The 17,677-nt window shown below is 71.0% G+C and carries 16 protein-coding genes; 15 read left to right on the top strand and 1 reads right to left on the bottom strand.

The window, feature by feature from the left end:
* Window positions 1-15: 15 nt before the first annotated feature.
* Window positions 16-339 carry a DUF1844 domain-containing protein gene (locus DEI83_RS00080; protein ID WP_181431026.1) on the bottom strand — a complete coding sequence of 108 codons (324 nt, stop codon included), beginning with the start codon at window positions 337-339 and terminating at the stop codon, window positions 16-18.
* Window positions 340-675: 336 nt separating this feature from the next.
* Between DEI83_RS00080 and infC the strand changes: the two genes are divergently transcribed.
* The 15 genes from infC to tyrS all read left to right on the top strand — a co-directional run bounded on the left by infC (window position 676) and on the right by tyrS (window position 17,161).
* Complete coding sequence (gene infC / locus DEI83_RS00075) at window positions 676-1,347, top strand: translation initiation factor IF-3 (protein WP_111079807.1); 672 nt, start codon at window positions 676-678, stop codon at window positions 1,345-1,347.
* A 59-nt stretch (window positions 1,348-1,406) separates the two neighbouring features.
* Entirely contained in the window at window positions 1,407-1,601 is a 195-nt protein-coding gene (gene rpmI, locus DEI83_RS00070) for a 50S ribosomal protein L35 (protein ID WP_110824045.1), read from the top strand.
* A 29-nt stretch (window positions 1,602-1,630) separates the two neighbouring features.
* A complete protein-coding gene (gene rplT, locus DEI83_RS00065; protein ID WP_110824044.1) occupies window positions 1,631-2,014 on the top strand; it encodes a 50S ribosomal protein L20 in 384 nt (127 codons plus the stop codon).
* 119 nt (window positions 2,015-2,133) lie between these two features.
* A complete protein-coding gene (locus DEI83_RS00060; protein ID WP_111079806.1) occupies window positions 2,134-2,991 on the top strand; it encodes an RNA methyltransferase in 858 nt (285 codons plus the stop codon).
* A gap of 147 nt (window positions 2,992-3,138) precedes the next feature.
* The gene (pheS, locus tag DEI83_RS00055; protein ID WP_111079805.1) at window positions 3,139-4,179 is read left to right on the top strand and encodes a phenylalanine--tRNA ligase subunit alpha; all 1,041 of its coding nucleotides are present in this window, start codon (window positions 3,139-3,141) and stop codon (window positions 4,177-4,179) included.
* A complete protein-coding gene (gene pheT, locus DEI83_RS00050; RefSeq protein WP_111079804.1) occupies window positions 4,179-6,671 on the top strand; it encodes a phenylalanine--tRNA ligase subunit beta in 2,493 nt (830 codons plus the stop codon). The genes pheS and pheT overlap by 1 nt, the downstream gene beginning before the upstream one ends.
* 73 nt (window positions 6,672-6,744) lie before the next feature.
* On the top strand, window positions 6,745-7,842 hold the full coding sequence (locus tag DEI83_RS00045) for an N-acetyl-gamma-glutamyl-phosphate reductase (protein ID WP_111079803.1): 1,098 nt from the start codon (window positions 6,745-6,747) through the stop codon (window positions 7,840-7,842).
* 59 nt (window positions 7,843-7,901) lie between these two features.
* Entirely contained in the window at window positions 7,902-9,053 is a 1,152-nt protein-coding gene (gene argJ, locus DEI83_RS00040; RefSeq protein ID WP_111080101.1) for a bifunctional glutamate N-acetyltransferase/amino-acid acetyltransferase ArgJ, read from the top strand.
* Window positions 9,053-10,129: an acetylglutamate kinase gene (argB, locus tag DEI83_RS00035; RefSeq protein ID WP_258370979.1), complete on the top strand. Its 1,077-nt coding sequence runs from the start codon at window positions 9,053-9,055 to the stop codon at window positions 10,127-10,129. Before argJ ends, argB begins: the two co-directional genes overlap by 1 nt.
* Window positions 10,126-11,352, top strand: a complete 1,227-nt coding sequence (locus DEI83_RS00030) for an acetylornithine transaminase (protein WP_111079802.1) — start codon at window positions 10,126-10,128, stop codon at window positions 11,350-11,352. Before argB ends, DEI83_RS00030 begins: the two co-directional genes overlap by 4 nt.
* On the top strand, window positions 11,349-12,275 hold the full coding sequence (gene argF / locus DEI83_RS00025) for an ornithine carbamoyltransferase (RefSeq protein WP_111079801.1): 927 nt from the start codon (window positions 11,349-11,351) through the stop codon (window positions 12,273-12,275). Before DEI83_RS00030 ends, argF begins: the two co-directional genes overlap by 4 nt.
* A gap of 28 nt (window positions 12,276-12,303) precedes the next feature.
* Window positions 12,304-13,500 carry an argininosuccinate synthase gene (locus tag DEI83_RS00020; protein ID WP_111079800.1) on the top strand — a complete coding sequence of 399 codons (1,197 nt, stop codon included), beginning with the start codon at window positions 12,304-12,306 and terminating at the stop codon, window positions 13,498-13,500.
* Window positions 13,501-13,661: 161 nt separating this feature from the next.
* The gene (argH, locus tag DEI83_RS00015) at window positions 13,662-15,131 is read left to right on the top strand and encodes an argininosuccinate lyase (RefSeq protein WP_181431007.1); all 1,470 of its coding nucleotides are present in this window, start codon (window positions 13,662-13,664) and stop codon (window positions 15,129-15,131) included.
* A gap of 3 nt (window positions 15,132-15,134) precedes the next feature.
* Window positions 15,135-15,815 (top strand): DNA-3-methyladenine glycosylase, encoded by a 681-nt coding sequence (locus DEI83_RS00010; RefSeq protein ID WP_309146576.1) that lies wholly within the window; start codon window positions 15,135-15,137, stop codon window positions 15,813-15,815.
* A 32-nt stretch (window positions 15,816-15,847) separates the two neighbouring features.
* Complete coding sequence (gene tyrS / locus DEI83_RS00005) at window positions 15,848-17,161, top strand: tyrosine--tRNA ligase (RefSeq protein ID WP_181431006.1); 1,314 nt, start codon at window positions 15,848-15,850, stop codon at window positions 17,159-17,161.
* The last annotated feature ends 516 nt before the right edge of the window (window positions 17,162-17,677 follow it).

Below are 17,677 nucleotides of genomic sequence, written 5' to 3'. Positions count from 1 at the left end.
TCCAGGGGGACCCGGTCAGTTGACCGGCCCGGTGTACTTCTCGCCCGGGCCCTTGCCCGGCGCGTCCGGGATGGCCGAGGCCTCGCGGAACGCCAGCTGCACGGACCGCAGTCCGTCGCGCAGCGGGCGGGCGTGGTGGTCGCCGATCTCGGTGGCCGCGGCGGTGACGAGGCCGGCGAGCGAGGTGATGAGCTTGCGTGCCTCGTCCAGGTCGGTCTGCTGCTCGGGGTCGTCGGCCAGGCCCACCTTCACGGCGGCGGCGCTGAGCAGGTGCACGGCCACGGTGTTGATGAGTTCGACCGCGGGGACCTCGGAGATGTCCCTGGCGGCGTCGTCCACACCGTCGAGCCCGTTCTGGTCGAGATCGGGGTCGGGGTTGCTCGGGGTGTCGGTCACGGTGCTCCTCTGCTAGACTCGCCGACGGCAGACGCTGTCCGCGCGCCCGGATCCCTCCGGAAGTCAGGACAGTGTCACGAAAGAGGAGTTCCTCCCACCCGTGGCTGCACCAAGGCTACCGGGTCACCACCGCTCCGCCGGCGCTCACGAAGTGCGCACCGGTCGGCCGGACCGCAAGGGTCGGCGTCGGGCGGCTGCCGAGCGGGTCTCGATCCGTGCGTCAGATCTCCTCTCTCGTGCCGTCGTCCCGGGCACACGCCCCGGACGGCCACCACCTGATTGAAGGAGCTCCGCATCACCGATCCCCGTACCAACGACCGAATCCGCGTCCCCGAGGTCCGACTCGTCGGCCCCCAGGGCGAGCAGGTCGGCGTTGTCCCCATCGCCGTCGCACTGCGCCTCGCGCAGGAAGCCGAGCTGGATCTGGTCGAGGTCGCGCCGAACTCGAAGCCGCCCGTTGCCAAGATCATGGACTACGGCAAGTTCAAGTACGAAGCCGCTCAGAAGGCCAAGGAAGCCCGCCGCAACCAGGTCAACACCGACCTGAAAGAGGTCCGCTTCCGCCTGAAGATCGACGTGCACGACTACGAGACGAAGCGCAAGCGCGCCGAGGGGTTCCTCCTCGGTGGCGACAAGGTGAAGGCGATGATCCTCTTCCGCGGTCGCGAGCAGTCGCGCCCGGAACAGGGTGTCCGACTCCTCCAGAAGTTCGCGGAGGAGATCGCCGAGTTCGGCGTCGTCGAGTCGCGTCCGACCCAGGACGGCCGCAACATGACGATGATCATCGCGCCGCTCAAGAACAAGTCGGACGTCAAGGGCGAACAGAACGCCAAGCGCGCCGCCGAGAAGGCCGAGCGCAAGGCCTCCGAGCACTCCGCGAAGACCAAGCCGGCGGACGAGACCACGTCCGGGACCGCCGCAGCAGCCCCGGCCGACTCGTCGGCCGAATAGGTCCCCCAGACCGATCCCGCGCTCGCGCGGCCCCCATCCACCCCACGGAAAGGCACACGATGCCCAAGCAGAAGACCCACTCCGGGTCGAAGAAGCGCTTCAAGGTCACCGGCAGCGGCAAGATCATGAAGCAGCAGGCCGGTATGCGCCACAACCTCGAGGTCAAGTCCGCCAAGCGCAAGGCCCGCCTCAACGAGGACCAGGTCCTCGCCAAGGCCGACGTCAAGGCCGTCAAGAAGCTCCTCGGCCACTGAGCCGTCCCGGAACGTAAAGGAACAGATCAATGGCAAGAGTGAAGAGAGCGGTCAACGCCGCCAAGAAGCGCCGCGTCATCCTCGAGCGCGCCGAGGGCTACCGCGGCCAGCGTTCGCGCCTGTACCGCAAGGCGAAGGAGCAGGTCACCCACTCCCTCGTCTACGCGTACCGCGACCGTCACGCGAAGAAGGGCGAGTTCCGTCGCCTCTGGATCCAGCGCATCAACGCTGCCTCGCGTGCGAACGGCCTGACCTACAACCGCCTCATCCAGGGTCTCAACCTGGCCGGCGTCGAGGTCGACCGTCGCATCCTCGCGGACCTCGCCGTGAACAACGCCGAGACGTTCGCGGCGCTCGTCGAGACCGCCAAGAAGGCCCTGCCGGCCGACACCTCGGCGCCGAAGGCCGCCTGAGCCACGTCGCCGTGCACCGGAACCCCCACTCCTCCGGGAGTGGGGGTTCCGTCGTCCCCGGGCACGGCCGACCGCACACCGGTGCGGGGTCGCCGTCGCGTCGTTCCTAGACTGGGCACGTGAGCGATCTCCTCGAGAACCCCCGTGCCGGCCGCGTCAAGGCCGTGGCTGCCCTGGCCAAGAAGGACGTCCGTGCCGAGACCGGGCTGTTCCTGCTCGAGGGGCCACAGGCCGTGCGCGAGGCGATCGAGTACCGCCCCGAGTTGCTCCGCGAGCTGTACGTCACACCGACCGCGGCGGCGCGCCACGGTCTGGACGACGCGCCGGTCGACACCTGGTTCGTGACGGAACAGGTGCTCGACGCGATGGCCGACACGGTGACCCCGCAGGGCGTCGTCGCGGTGTGCCAACAGTTCCCGACGTCGGTGAAGGACGTCTTCCCGGACGCCCGCGCGGGCGCCCGTGCCGACGCCGACGGGTCGGACGCCCGGCCCGGACTGGTCGCGATCCTCGAGGAGGTCCGCGACCCGGGCAACGCCGGGACCATCATCCGCGCGGCGGACTCCGCGGGTGCGGACGCCGTGGTGCTCACGGGTCGCAGCGTCGACCCGTACAACCCGAAGGTCGTCCGTTCGACCACCGGTTCGCTCTTCCACGTGCCGGTCTCCGTCGGCGTGACCCTGGCGGACGCGATCGAACGTGCCCGCGGCCTCGGGTACACGATCCTGGCGGCCGACGTCTCCGGCGACGACCTGCCGGACGTCCGGGCCGACGGCATGCTCGACGGACCGACCGTGTGGGTGTTCGGCAACGAGGCGCGGGGGCTGACGGCAGAGGACCTGGCGCTCGTCGACCGTGCGGTGAAGGTCCCGATCTACGGTCGCGCGGAGTCGATGAACCTGGCGACGGCGGCCTCGGTGTGCCTGTACGAGAGCGCGTTCGCCCAGCGGACCGGTCCCGCCACGGCCACGGACTGACGGCGCGCCGACCCTCCCCGCGGCTCGGCCGACACGTCCCTCCCCGCGGCCTCGGCCGACACGTCGTTCCACGGGGTCCGCGACGCGTGGGGACCGTCCGATCGGTGCAGGACGGCGGTATCCCATCGGCCGGTAGGCTTGGCTCTCGTGTCAGAACCTCTCGAGATCAGCGAATCGGCGGTCGCCGACGCCGTGGACGCGGCCCTGGCCGCCGTCCACGCCACGACCACCGTCGCGGAGCTGAAGCAGGCCCGTGCCGAGCACACCGGTGAGCAGTCGACGCTCGCCCGGATGAACGCGTCGATGCGCAGCGTCCCGCCGGAGCAGAAGGCCGCCGCGGGCAAGCTCGTCGGTCAGGCCCGTGGCCGGGTGAACCAGGCCGTCGCGGCGCAGGAATCCGTGCTGGCCGAGGCCGAAGAGCGCGCGCGGCTCGAGTCGGAGCGCGTGGACGTCACGGCCCTGCCGTCGCGACGGACGCCCGGTTCGCGCCACCCGCTCTCGCTCCTCAACGAGACCGTCGCCGACATCTTCGTGGGGATGGGGTGGGAGGTCGCCGAAGGCCCCGAGCTCGAACACGAGTGGTTCAACTTCGACGCGCTGAACTTCGACCAGGACCACCCGGCACGGGCGATGGCGGACACGGTCTTCGTCGAGCCGGTCGACCGGCACCTGCTCATGCGCACGCACACCTCGCCGGTGCAGGTGCGTTCCCTGTTGTCCCGTGAGCTCCCGCTCTACGTGATCGCTCCGGGGCGGGTCTACCGTGCCGACGAACTCGACGCCACGCACCTGCCGGTCTTCACCCAGGTCGAGGGCATCGCGATCGACAAGGGCCTGACCATGGCGCACCTGCGTGGCACGCTCGAGCACTTCGCGCGCCAGATGTTCGGCGCCGAAGCGCAGATCCGCCTGCGCCCCAACTACTTCCCGTTCACCGAGCCGAGCGCCGAGATGGACGTCTGGCAGCCGAACGCCAAGGGCGGCGCGCGGTGGGTCGAATGGGGTGGCTGCGGCATGGTGAACCCGAACGTCCTCCGTGCGGCCGGCATCGACCCGGACGAGTACCAGGGCTTCGCCTTCGGCATGGGCATCGAGCGGACGCTCCAGTTCCGCAACGGCCTGAACGACATGCGTGACTTCCTCGAGGGCGACATCCGCTTCTCGCAGCAGTTCGGAACGGTGGTCTGATGCGCGTCCCACTCCGCTGGCTCGGCGAGTCCGTCGACCTCCCCGACGACGTCTCCCTCGAGCACGTCCACGCCGCACTGGTGTCGGTCGGCTTCGAGGAGGAAGCCGTGCACACCTTCGACCTGACCGGCCCCGTCGTGGTCGGTCGGGTGCTCGAGCGCGTGCCGGAGCCGCAGAAGAACGGCAAGACGATCAACTGGTGCCAGGTGGACGTCGGCGAGCCCGAGCCCCGCCGCATCGTCTGCGGTGCCCACAACTTCGACGTCGGCGACCTCGTGGTCGTGACGCTCCCCGGCGCCGTGCTCCCCGGTCCGTTCCCGATCGCCGCGCGCAAGACCTACGGCCACGTGTCGGACGGCATGATCGCCTCCGCTCGTGAACTCGGGCTCGGCGACGAGCACGACGGCATCCTGCGCTTCGCCGACCTCGGGATGGAGCCCGAGGTCGGTGCGGACGCCATCGCACTGCTCGGTCTCGACGACGCCGCGGTCGAGATCAACGTGACGCCCGACCGCGGTTACGCGATGAGCATGCGCGGTGTCGCCCGCGAGTACGCGCACGCCACCGGTGCGACCTTCTCGGACCCGGCCGATCGCGTCCTGCCGCGCACGGGCGAGGGCTTCCCGGTGACCATCGACGACGCCGCCCCGATCCGCGGTCGTGTCGGCGCGCACACCTTCGTCACCCGTGTCGTCCGTGGGATCGACGCGTCCCGACCGACTCCGGCCTGGATGGTCGCACGTCTGAGCCTGGCCGGTGTGCGCTCCATCTCACTGCCCGTGGACATCACGAACTACGTCATGTTCGAACTGGGCCAGCCGTTGCACGGGTACGACCTCGCGACGGTGCAGGGCGGGCTGACGGTCCGTCGCGCCACGGCCGGCGAGCGCCTGACCACCCTCGACGACGTCGAGCGGGCGCTCGACACCGAGGACCTCGTCATCGCGGACGACGCGGGCGCCGTCGGGCTGGCGGGCGTGATGGGCGGTGCCCGCACCGAGATCACCGCGGGGACCGCCGACGTCCTCATCGAGGCCGCGGGCTTCGACCAGGTCTCGATCGCGCGCACCGCGCGCCGCCACAAGCTCCCGAGCGAGGCCTCGCGGCGCTTCGAGCGTGGCGTCGACCCGCTCGTCGCCGAGGCCGCGGCGAACCGCGCGGTCGAACTCCTCGTCGACCTCGCCGGTGGGACGCCGGACGCGCTCGGATCGACCCTGGTCGACGAGACGCCGCGTGCGACCGTGACGATGCGTCTCGCCCGGGCCGCCGAGCTCATCGGTGTCGAGTACACCGACGCCGAGGTGCTCGACACCCTCCGGGCGATCGGTGCCACGGTGGACCTCGACGGCGACGTGCTCGCCGTCACCCCGCCGACGTGGCGCCCCGACCTGGGCGACGACGTCTCGCTGGTCGAGGAGATCGCCCGTGTCGTCGGCTACGACCGCATCCCGAGCGTCCTGCCCGTCGCACCGCCCGGCCGTGGCCTCACCCGGCACCAGCAGGCGCGCCGGCGGGTGTCCGCCGCGCTGGCCGCCGCCGGGCTGACCGAGGTCGTCACCGCGCCCTTCGTCTCCGCGACGACCGCTGCCGCCTACCCCGGCATCGACCCGGCCGGCGGTCCGAGCGTCGTGCTCGCGAACGCGCTCGACAGCGCGCAGGACCACCTGCGTCGCAGCGGCGTGCCGGCCCTCGTCGACGTCGCACGGCGGAACGTGTCGCGCGGACTCGTCGACGTCGCCGTGTACGAGACGTCCCGCGTGTTCCTGCCCGAGGAGGGCGTCCAGCTCGGGACGACCGACGTGCCCGTGGGAGCGCAGCTGCCGTCCGTCGAGACCCTCGCGGGCCTCGACGCCGCCCTGCCGCCGCAGCCGTTCCACGTGAGCGCCCTGCTCCTCGGCAACGCCGTCGTCAAGCAGCCGGGCACCGCGCCGGAGCCGTTCGGCATCGCGGACGCCCTCGACGTCGCGCGGACCGTCGCCTGGGCGGTCGGCGTCGAGCTGTCGGTCGCGCATACCAGCCACCCGTCGCTGCACCCCGGTCGTGCTGCCGCGCTGCTCGTCGGCGGGACCGTCGTCGGGGTCGCGGGCGAACTGCTGCCGGAGCGCGCGGCCGACGCCGACCTCCCGCGGGTGGTGGCGGTCGTCGAGCTCGACCTCGACGCCCTCGTCGGCGCGGCCCCCGACGTCGTGGACGTGGCGGCGATCGTCTCCTACCCCGCGGCGACGCAGGACCTCTCCCTCGTGGTCGACGTGGCGGTCCCCGCCGGTGACGTACTGGCCGCGGTCCGCTCTGGTGCCGGAGAGCTGTTGGAGTATGCTCGGCTCGTGGATGACTACCGGGGTGCCGGCGTGGACGAGGGACAGAAGTCCCTGACGTTCGCCCTGCGCTTCCGTGCCACGGACCGCACGCTGACCGCTGCCGAGGCCTCCGAGGCCCGTGACGGCGCCGTCCGACGTGCCGGCGAGCGATTCGGGGCGACCCTGCGCGACTGATCCACGACGGATCACCGCCCGGGGTCGCCGCCTCCGACTCTCTCGACGAACAGTCCGACCAAAGGTGGAACCCATGTCCGTATCCGTCGCCGTGGCGGGAGCCAGCGGCTATGCGGGTGGCGAGTTGCTGCGCATCCTCTCCGCTCATCCCGAGTTCGACGTCAGGACGGTGACGGCGTTCTCGAACGCCGGACAGCCGCTGATCGCGACGCAGCCGCACCTGCGGTCGCTCGCGCACCTGACCCTCGTGGAGACGACCCCGGAGAACCTCCGTGGGCACGACGTGGTGTTCCTCGCCCTGCCGCACGGCCAGTCGGGCGCGATCACGGCCGAGCTCGACGCGGACACCCTCGTCGTGGACTGTGGTGCAGACCACCGCCTGACGGACGAGAACGCGTGGGCCGCCTTCTACGGTGGCGAGTACCACGGGGCGTGGACCTACGGTCTCCCGGAACTCCTGCACGCCCCGCCGGCTCCGGGTGCTGCCGACGAGTGGCGGGACGTCGACGACATCGTGCCGCAGGGACGGCAGCGCACCGAGCTCGCCGCCACGAAGCGGATCGCCGTGCCCGGGTGCAACGTCACGGCGATCACCCTCGGCATCCAGCCCGGCGTGCAGGCCGGTCTCGTCGAGTCGGACGACGTCGTCGCGGTCCTCAGCGTCGGCCCGAGCGGTGCCGGCAAGAAGCTCGAGCCCACGTACCTCGCGGCCGAGATCATGGGCTCCGCCAGTGCCTACGCGGTCGGCGGGAAGCACCGGCACGTCCCGGAGATCCAGCAGAACCTGCGCGTGGCCGGTGCTTCCGACGTCCGCGTCTCGTTCACGCCCGTCCTGGTGCCGATGGCCCGTGGCATCCTCGCCACCACGACGGCTCGCCTCGCTCCGGGGGTCACCGCGCACGACGTGCGCCTCGCGTGGGAGCAGGCCTACGCCGACGAGCCCTTCGTGCACCTCCTGCCCGAGGGCGTCTTCCCCAGGGTGGCCGACACGATCGGGGCCAACACCGCGCTCGTCGGCATCGCGGTCGACGAGGCCGCCGGCCGCGTGGTCGCGGTGACCGCGCTCGACAACCTCGCCAAGGGGACCGGCGGTGCCGCCGTCCAGTCGGCGAACATCGCGCTCGGGTTCCCCGAGACCCTCGGCCTCAGCGTGGACGGAGTCGCCCCGTGACCGACACCAGCAACCAGTCCGAGCCGACCACGGGCCTCCCGGCTCTCGCGCTGCGGGGCGTGACCGCCGCCGCCGGGTTCCGCGCGGCCGGTGTCACCGCCGGTCTCAAGGCGAGCGGCAGGCCGGACGTCGCGCTCGTCGTCAACGACGGTCCGTCCGACGCGGTGGCCGCCGTCTTCACCACGAACCGCGCCCAGGCGCACCCGGTCATCTGGTCCCGGCAGGTGGTCGGTGACGGTGTCGCCCGCGCCGTCGTGCTCAACTCGGGAGGCGCGAACTGCTTCACGGGTCCCTTCGGCTTCCAGACGACGCACCTCACCGCGGAAGCCGTCGGTGGCGCCCTGGGTGTGGGTGCCGGTGACGTCGTCGTCTGCTCCACCGGGCTCATCGGCGTCGGCGACCAGACGTTCCGCGACAACGTCCTGCGCGGGGTCTCGCTCGCGGCCGACGCCCTCACCGACGACGGGGGCGCGGACGCCGCGACCGCGATCATGACGACCGACACCAAGCCGAAGCAGTCCGTGGTGACGGCAGGCGGCTGGACCGTCGGCGGCATGGCGAAGGGCGCGGGCATGCTCGCACCGGGCCTCGCGACGATGCTCGTCGTCATCACCACGGACGCCGCTCTGCCGTCCGACGACCTCGACCGGGCGTTGCGTGCGGCCACGCGGGTGACCTTCGACCGGGTCGACTCCGACGGCTGCATGTCGACGAACGACACCGTCGTGCTGATGTCCTCCGGAGCGTCGGGCACGACGCCGGGGACCGACGAGTTCCAGCAGGCCCTGACCGCGGTCTGCGCGGACCTGGCGCGTCAGCTCCAGCAGGACGCCGAAGGCGCCGCGCACGACATCACGATCGAGGTCGTCGGAGCGGTGAGCGAGGACGACGCCGTCACGGTCGGCCGGAGCGTCGCCCGCAACAACCTGTTCAAGGCAGCCGTGTTTGGCAACGACCCGAACTGGGGCCGCGTCCTCGCGGCGATCGGGACGACCGACGCCGAGTTCGACCCGTACGCGGTCGACGTCTCGATGAACGGCGTCCGGGTCTGCCACGCCGGAGCCCCCGATCAGCCGAGCGACGCCGTCGACCTCACCCCGCGGGACACCCACGTGCTCATCGACCTCGGGGTGGGATCGTCCTCGGCGACCATCCTGACGAACGACCTGACGCACGACTACGTCCACGAGAACAGCGCGTACTCCAGCTGATGAGCGACGCGGACCTCTCGAAGGAAGAAGAGCACGAGCTCGCGACCGTCAAGGCCGCGACGCTCATCGAGTCCCTGCCGTGGTTGAAGCGGTTCTCGGGCAAGATCGTCGTCGTCAAGTTCGGCGGCAACGCGATGGTGAACGACGACCTCAAGCGGGCGTTCGCCGAGGACATGGTCTACCTCCGGTACGCCGGCCTGCACCCGGTCGTCGTGCACGGCGGCGGTCCGCAGATCTCGGCGGCGCTGAAGGAGCAGGGCATCCAGTCCGAGTTCCGCGGCGGTTACCGCGTCACCACGACCGAGGCGATCACCGTCGTCCGCGACGTCCTGGCCGGTGAGGTGAACCGCGAGATCGTGGACCTCATCGACGAGCACGGTGACGGACTCGGCGTCGGGGTGTTCGGTGACGGCGGGTCGTTGTTCACGGGCGAGAAGAAGGGCGTCGTCGTGGACGGCGAGCACTTCGACCTCGGCCACGTCGGCGACATCACGCACGTCGACCCGTCCGGGGTCCTCGCGGCGATCCGCGCCGACCGGATCCCCGTGGTGTCGAGCATCGCGATCGACGACGCCCACCCGGACCAGGCGCTCAACGTGAACGCCGACGCCGCCGCGGCCGCACTCGCGATCGCGCTGAACGCGTCGAAGCTGATGATGCTGACCGACGTGCCCGGGCTGTACCGCAACTGGCCGGACCGCGACTCGATCATCGACCTCATCGCGGTCGAGGAACTCCGCCAGCTGCTGCCGTCGCTCGAGTCCGGCATGATCCCGAAGATGACCGCGTGCCTCGACGCCGTGGTCGGCGGGGTCGGTGGCGCGACCATCATCGACGGCCGCATCCCGCACTCGATCCTGCTCGAGGTCTTCACGCTCCGCGGCGCGGGCACCGAGGTCATCCCGGACCCGAGCCGTCGGACCGAGAACCAGAACACCCACGCCGAGATCGGCCGACGCGCGGCGGTCCACGCCCCGGGCAGCGGTCACGACGACGCCCCGGGTGGTCAGCACGTCGCTCGACGCGGCGACGACCAGACGATCCAGCACGACGACGAGAAGGGCACAGCACGGTGAGCACGGAGACGCAGACCGAGACCTGGAACGACCGGTTCGGGGCGTCGCTCATGCGATCCCTGACCCCGCCGAAGATCATGCTCGAGCGCGGTGAGGGCTGTCGGGTGTGGGACGTCGACGGCAACGAGTACCTCGACTTCCTCGCCGGCATCGCGGTGAACTCGCTCGGCCACGCCCACCCGGCGCTCGTCGAGGCGGTCAGCGACCAGGCCGCGAAGCTCGTGCACGTGTCGAACTACTTCGCCACCCCGCCGCAGCTCGAGCTCGCGGAACGCCTCAAGCGGATCTCCGGCGCGGGCGAAGCGGGTCGCGTGTACTTCGGCAACTCCGGGGCGGAGGCGAACGAGGCGGCCTTCAAGCTGGCCCGGCTGAACCGTGGCGAGGACGGTCGCAAGACGCGGATCATCGCGCTGCAGCAGGCGTTCCACGGGCGGACCATGGGCGCGCTCGCCCTCACCGGCAAGCCCGCCCTCCAGCAGGACTTCCTGCCGATGATCCCGGGCGTCGAGCACATCGAGACCTCCATCGAGGCACTCGAGCGCTCGATCGACGACACCGTCGCCGCGCTCATCCTCGAGCCGATCAAGGGCGAGGCCGGCGTGGTCGACCTGCCGGAGGGCTTCCTGCAGGCCGCCCGGACCCTGACCGAACAGCACGGCGCCCTGCTCATCCTCGACGAGATCCAGACGGGCATCGGCCGCACCGGAGCCTGGTTCGCCTTCCAGAACACGGGCGTGGTCCCGGACGCGATCACGGTCGCCAAGGGCATCGCCGGCGGCTTCCCGATCGGGGCGCTCGTGACCTTCGGATGGGCATCCGACCTGTTCTCGGCGGGCCAGCACGGCTCGACCTTCGGCGGCAACCCGCTCGGTACCCGCGTCGCGAACGCGGTGCTCGCGGAGATCGAGCGCGCCGACCTCGTGGCCGGTGCGGTCGTCAAGGGCGAGCGCATCCGCGCCGGCATCACCGCGCTCGGCTCCGACCTGGTGGAGGAGGTCCGGGGGAGCGGCCTGCTCATCGGCGTCGGCCTCCGTCGCCCGGTCGCCGCCGCGGTCTCGGCCGCCGCGCTCGAGCGCGGCCTCATCATCAACGCACCGAACGAGTCGAGCCTGCGCATCGCGCCGCCGCTCATCGTGTCCGACGACGAGATCGACGCGTTCCTCGCGATCCTCGCCCAGAGCATGGCGGCCGTCGAGGGCGCCGACCAGGAGACCTCCGCATGACCCGCCACTTCCTCCGGGACGACGACCTGACCCAGGCCGAGCAGTCCGCGATCCTCGACCTCGCCGTCGAGATGAAGCGCGACCGGTGGGGCGCCAAGCCCCTCGCCGGTCCGCAGAGCGTCGCCGTGATCTTCGACAAGTCGTCCACCCGCACCCGGGTGTCCTTCCACGTCGGCATCAGCGACCTCGGCGGCAGCCCGCTCATCATCTCGACCGCGAACAGCCAGCTCGGTGGCAAGGAGACCCCGACCGACACCGCCCGCGTGCTCGAGCGCATGGTGTCGGCGATCGTCTGGCGCACCTACGGCCAGGCCGGGCTCGAGGAGATGGCGGCGAGCACCACGGTGCCGGTCGTGAACGCACTGTCCGACGACTTCCACCCGTGCCAGCTCCTCGCCGACCTGCTGACCATCCGCGAGCACCGCGGCGCGTTGGCCGGGCAGACGATCGCGTTCGTCGGCGACGGCGCGAGCAACATGGCGCAGTCGTACCTGCTGGCCTGCGCGACGGCCGGGATGCACGTGCGTGTCGCATCGCCGGTCGCGTTCTCGCCCGCACCGCAGGTCGTGACCGACGCGGAGCACCGCGCTGCCGAGACCGGCGGGTCCGTGCTCGTCGTGACCGACCCGGTCGCCGCGGTGGCCGGTGCCGACGTCGTCGTGACCGACACCTGGGTCTCGATGGGCAAGGAGGACGAGAAGCAGCAGCGGCTCGCGACCTTCGCCGGGTACCGCGTCGACGACGAGCTGCTCGCGCACGCCGCGGACGACGCCGTGTTCATGCACTGCCTGCCCGCCGACCGCGGCTACGAGGTCACCGCCGAGGTCATCGACGGACCGCGCAGCATCATCTGGGACGAGGCGGAGAACCGCCTGCACGCCCAGAAGGCCCTGCTCGCCTGGCTCCTCGCCGCGAACAACTGATTCCCCCAACACCCCTAGGAGACATCACATGGCAGACCGCGTCGTACTGGCGTACTCAGGAGGGCTCGACACCTCCGTCGGGATCGGTTGGCTCAAGGACGCCACCGGCAAGGAGGTCGTGGCACTGGCCGTCGACGTCGGCCAGGGCGGCGAGGACATGGACGCCATCCGCCAGCGCGCGCTCGACTGCGGCGCGGTGGAGTCGGTCGTCATCGACGCGAAGGACGAGTTCGCGGACGACTACCTCGTCCCGGCCCTCAAGGCCAACGCGCTCTACCAGAAGCGCTACCCGTTGGTCTCCGCGCTGAGCCGGCCGCTCATCGCGAAGCACCTCGCCACCACGGCGAAGCAGCTCGGAGCGGACAGCGTCGCGCACGGCTGCACCGGCAAGGGCAACGACCAGGTCCGCTTCGAGGCCGCGGTCGCCGCGATCGCCCCCGACCTGACGAGCGTCGCCCCGGTCCGTGACCTCGCGCTGACCCGCGACAAGGCGATCGTCTACGCGCAGGAGCACGACCTGCCGATCCTGCAGAGCAAGAAGTCGCCGTACTCGATCGACCAGAACGTCTGGGGTCGCGCGGTGGAGACCGGGTTCCTCGAGGACCCGTGGAACGCCCCGATCGAGGACCTGTACGCGTACACGCAGGACCCCGCCGTCGACCGTGAGGCCGACGAGGTCACGATCACGTTCGAGCAGGGCGTCCCGGTCGCGATCGACGGCCAGCGCTTCAGCGTCCTGCGCATCGTGCAGGAGCTCAACGCCCTCGCCGGCAAGCACGGCGTCGGCCGCATCGACGTGGTCGAGGACCGCCTGGTCGGCATCAAGTCGCGCGAGGTCTACGAGGCCCCGGCCGCGATGGCGCTCATCGCCGCGCACGAGGAGCTCGAGAGCCTGACGCTCGAGCGCGACGTGAACCGCTACAAGCGCGGTGTTGAGTCCGAGTGGGCCGACCTGGTCTACGACGGTCTCTGGTTCGGTGGCCTGAAGCGCAGCCTCGACGCCTTCATCGACTCCACGCAGGAGTACGTGTCGGGCGACATCCGCATGCAGCTGCACGGCGGTCGAGCCACGGTGACCGGTCGTCGGTCGGAGCAGAGCCTCTACGACTTCGACCTCGCCACGTACGACACCGGCGACACGTTCGACCAGTCGCTCTCGAAGGGCTTCATCGAACTGTGGTCGTTGCCGAGCAAGATCTCCGCTCGCCGCGACCTGGCGAACTGAGCGACCGAGGACGGCGGGACCGGTCGGTCCCGCCGTCCTCGCCGGACGGGAGGCGCGGCACGCGCCCGTCCCGTCGCCGCCGGTCCGGCAGGCGCGCGTAGCCCGGAAACCCGGATCCCCCGACCCCCGACCGACCCGACCCGAGACGACGCAGGACCCTCATGACGGACGCCCCCCGAGCCTCCCGGCCGGAAGAAGCCAGCAGCAAGACCGACGCGACGAACACGGGCGCCCTGTGGGGTGGTCGGTTCGCGGACGGTCCGAGCGCGGAACTCGCCGCCCTGTCGAAGTCGACGCACTTCGACTGGCAGCTGGCCCCGTACGACATCGCCGGCTCACGTGCGCACGCCCGGGCGCTCCAGGTGGCGGGCTACCTCACGGCCGACGAACTCGACCGGATGCTCGCCGGCCTCGACCGCCTCGAGGACGCGCACGCCGACGGCTCCCTGCAGCCGGACGAGTCCGACGAGGACGTGCACGGCGCGCTCGAGCGGCTGCTCATCGCGGACCTCGGGCCGGAACTGGGCGGGAAGCTCCGCGCCGGCCGGAGCCGCAACGACCAGATCGCGACGCTCGGCCGCATGCACATGCTCGACCACGGCCGGCGGATCGGCCGGATGGTGATCGACCTCGTCGACGCGATCAGCCAGCAGGCGTCCGAGCACGAGGGCGCCGTCATGCCCGGCCGGACGCACCTGCAGCACGCGCAGCCCGTCCTCCTCGCGCACCACCTGCTCGCCCACGCCTGGCCGCTCGTGCGGGACCTCGAGCGCCTCCGCGACTGGGCGGGCCGCGCGAGCGTCAGCCCCTACGGCGCGGGTGCGTTGGCGGGCAGTTCCCTCGGGCTCGACCCGACCGCGATCGCCCACGAGCTCGGCTTCGACCGTCCTGCCGACAACTCGATCGACGCGACGGCCGCGCGTGACGTCGTCGCCGAGTTCGCCTTCGTCCTCGCCCAGATCGGCATCGACGTCTCCCGCCTGGCGGAGGAGGTCATCCTCTGGAACACGAAGGAGTTCGGCTTCGTCCGGCTCCACGACGGGTTCTCGACCGGGTCGAGCATCATGCCGCAGAAGAAGAACCCCGACATCGCCGAGCTCGCGCGCGGCAAGTCGGGCCGGCTGATCGGCAACCTGACCGGGCTCCTCGCCACCCTCAAGGGCCTGCCGCTGGCGTACAACCGCGACCTGCAGGAGGACAAGGAGCCCGTCTTCGACTCGGTCGCGACGCTCGAGGTCCTGCTCCCCGCCTTCACCGGCATGATCGCGACCCTGTCCTTCGACACCGCCCGGATGGCGGAGCTCGCACCGCAGGGGTTCTCCCTGGCGACGGACGTCGCCGAGTGGCTGGTCCGGCAGGGCGTGCCGTTCCGCGATGCGCACGAGGTGTCCGGCGCGCTCGTCCGGTACTGCGAGGAACGCGGCATCGACCTCGACGACCCGACCGATGCGGAGTACGCCGCGGTCTCCGAGCACCTGACCCCGGAGGTCCGCGGGGTCCTGACGATCGAGGGCAGCGTCGCGTCCCGTCGCGGGGTCGGTGGCACGGCACCCGAGCGCGTCGCCGAGCAGCTCGCCGCCCTGACCCGGTCCGTCCGGGAGATCGCGGCCGGGACCCCCTTCACCCGGTGAACCGTGTCGGCTGAGGAGATGCCGTCGGACGCGCTGCTCGCGCTCCTGCGCGAGCCCGCGCCGGTGTGCGCGCCCGCACTCCTCGGCGCGACGATCACGGGCAAGGGCGTGACGCTGCGGATCACCGAGGTCGAGGCCTACTCCGGCGAGGTCGACCCGGGTTCGCACGGCCACCGTGGCATGACGCAGCGCAACCGGCACCTCTTCGGTCCGCCGGGGACGCTGTACGCCTACCGGTCGTACGGCATCCACACGTGTGTGAACGTCGTGAGCGGTCCGGCTGGCCTGTCGTCCGGTTCCCTGCTCCGCGGGGCGGCCGTGGTGGTCGGCGCCGAGGTCGCCCGCGAGCGTCGCGGGCCCACCGTGGCCGACGTCGCGCTGGCACGCGGACCGGGGAACCTCGGCGTCGCGCTCGGCGCGGTCCTCGGCGCGGACGACGGCACCTCGGTCCTCGATGGTTCCGGCCCGTACACGCTCCGCTTGGCTCCTGCCCTGGAGGCCCGGCTCGCCTCCGTCCCGGTGGCGCAGGTCGTCGACGACCTCCTGTCCGGCGGCCTCGTCGCCCGCGGTCCGCGGACCGGCGTGGGCGGGGTCGCCGGGGGAGCGGCGTTCCCGTGGCGGTTCTGGCTGCCGGGAGACCCGACCGTGTCGGCGTACCGCCGGCACAAGGGCGCGATCGGCTGAGGTGGCGCCGAGCGCGCCGGTACGATGACGAGGTGTCCAGTGATACCGCTCCCGACGTCCTGACGCGCCAGCAGAACGACCCCGCCTTCGCCTCGGTGTGGGACGAACTGCGCTGGCGTGGTCTGGTGCACGTCTCCACCGACGAGACCGCACTGCAAGAGGCCCTCGATGCCGGCCCGGTCACCTACTACTGCGGGTTCGACCCGACCGCGCCGTCGCTGCACTGCGGGAACCTGCTCCAGCTGTTGACCATGCGTCGCCTGCAGCTGGCCGGGCACAAGCCGCTCGCGCTCGTCGGTGGATCGACCGGGCTCATCGGGGACCCGCGGCCGACCGCCGAGCGCACGCTGAACACCCGCGAGACCGTCGAGGAATGGGTCGGACGGCTGCAGGGCCAGGTCTCCCGGTTCCTCAGCGCCGACGGTGACAACGGCGTCCGGTTGGTGAACAACCTGGACTGGACCGCGCCGCTGTCCGCGATCGACTTCCTGCGCGACATCGGCAAGTACTTCCGCGTCAACTCGATGCTCAAGAAGGACGCGGTCGCCGCCCGGTTGAACTCGGACGCCGGCATCAGCTACACCGAGTTCAGCTACCAGATCCTGCAGGGCCTGGACTTCCGTGAACTCTACCGCCAGTACGGGTGCACCCTGCAGACCGGCGGGTCCGACCAGTGGGGCAACCTCACCTCGGGCACGGAACTCATCCGTCGGACCGAGGGCGTGTCCGCGCACGCGCTGGGGACACCGCTCATCACGAACTCGGACGGCACGAAGTTCGGCAAGAGCGAGGGCAACGCGATCTGGCTCGACGGCACGATGACCTCGCCGTACGCCTTCTACCAGTTCTGGCTCAACACGGCGGACGCCGACGTGGTCGCGCGCCTGCGGGAGTTCACCTTCCTGTCCCGCGCCGAGGTGGAGCGCCTCGAGCGTGCCGTCGCCGACGAGCCGTTCCGCCGGGAGGCCCAGCGCACCCTGGCCTTCGAGGTCACCGCCCTGGTCCACGGGGAAGCAGCGACCCAGGCCGCGATCGACGCGTCGGCGGCGCTGTTCGGGAACGGCGACCTCGCCGCGCTCGATCCGGAGACCCTGCGGTCGGCGATCGCGGAGGTCCCCGGGTCGGTCACCCTGGCCGGTGATGCCGACCTCGCCCGAGCACTGGTGGAGACCGAGCTGGTCAAGTCCCTCGGTGAGGCCCGGCGTGCGATCACCCAGGGTGGCGTGTACGTCAACAACGAGCGGGTCGACGACCCCGCCGCGACCCTGTCTTCCGTGGTGTTGCCGGCAGGAGTCGTCGTGCTCCGGCGCGGGAAGAAGACCCTCGCCGGCGTGACCGTCGCCTGACCCCTTGCGTTACCCCGGAGACGCCCGGTTCCCTCGAGGAGCCGGGCGTCTCCGTCGTCCGCGGTGTTCGCAGACCCTGTTGCAGTGTGCGACACGCCCGGGATGTGGGGTGGGTTGGTGGTGGGTGTGGGGGCTGCGTAAAGTAATCCCTCGTCACCCCAAAGGTGCGGCGGAGCGGCTGGAGCGAAAGCCCAGAGCACGTCGGCCCTCAAGCGGGACCATCCTCCACTGGAGTTCAGATCTAGCCTTGTGCTGGGTCGCTTCGACGCTTAGGATGACTACTCCACCGGTTCTCTCCTACGGGATGAGCCACTGGATCTGACAGCACGGATCGTGTTGGCGGGTTCGACGACATCGGTGGGTTCGAGAACGACAGCCTCTCTGGCGAAGCATCCTGGTGGTGCGGAGTGGGGAGTGCGTCTGGTCCTTGAGAACTCAACAGCGTGCACATTGTCAATGCCAATTTTATTGACCCCGTGCCTGGTCGGTTTCGGCTGATCGGGTGTGGAGCAATTC

The sequence above is a fragment of the Curtobacterium sp. MCBD17_021 genome, assembly GCF_003234525.1.
Taxonomy (GTDB): Bacteria; Actinomycetota; Actinomycetes; order Actinomycetales; family Microbacteriaceae; genus Curtobacterium.
The sequence above is the reverse complement of the archived record's forward strand: the minus strand, read 5'-3'. Positions and strand labels throughout refer to the sequence as shown.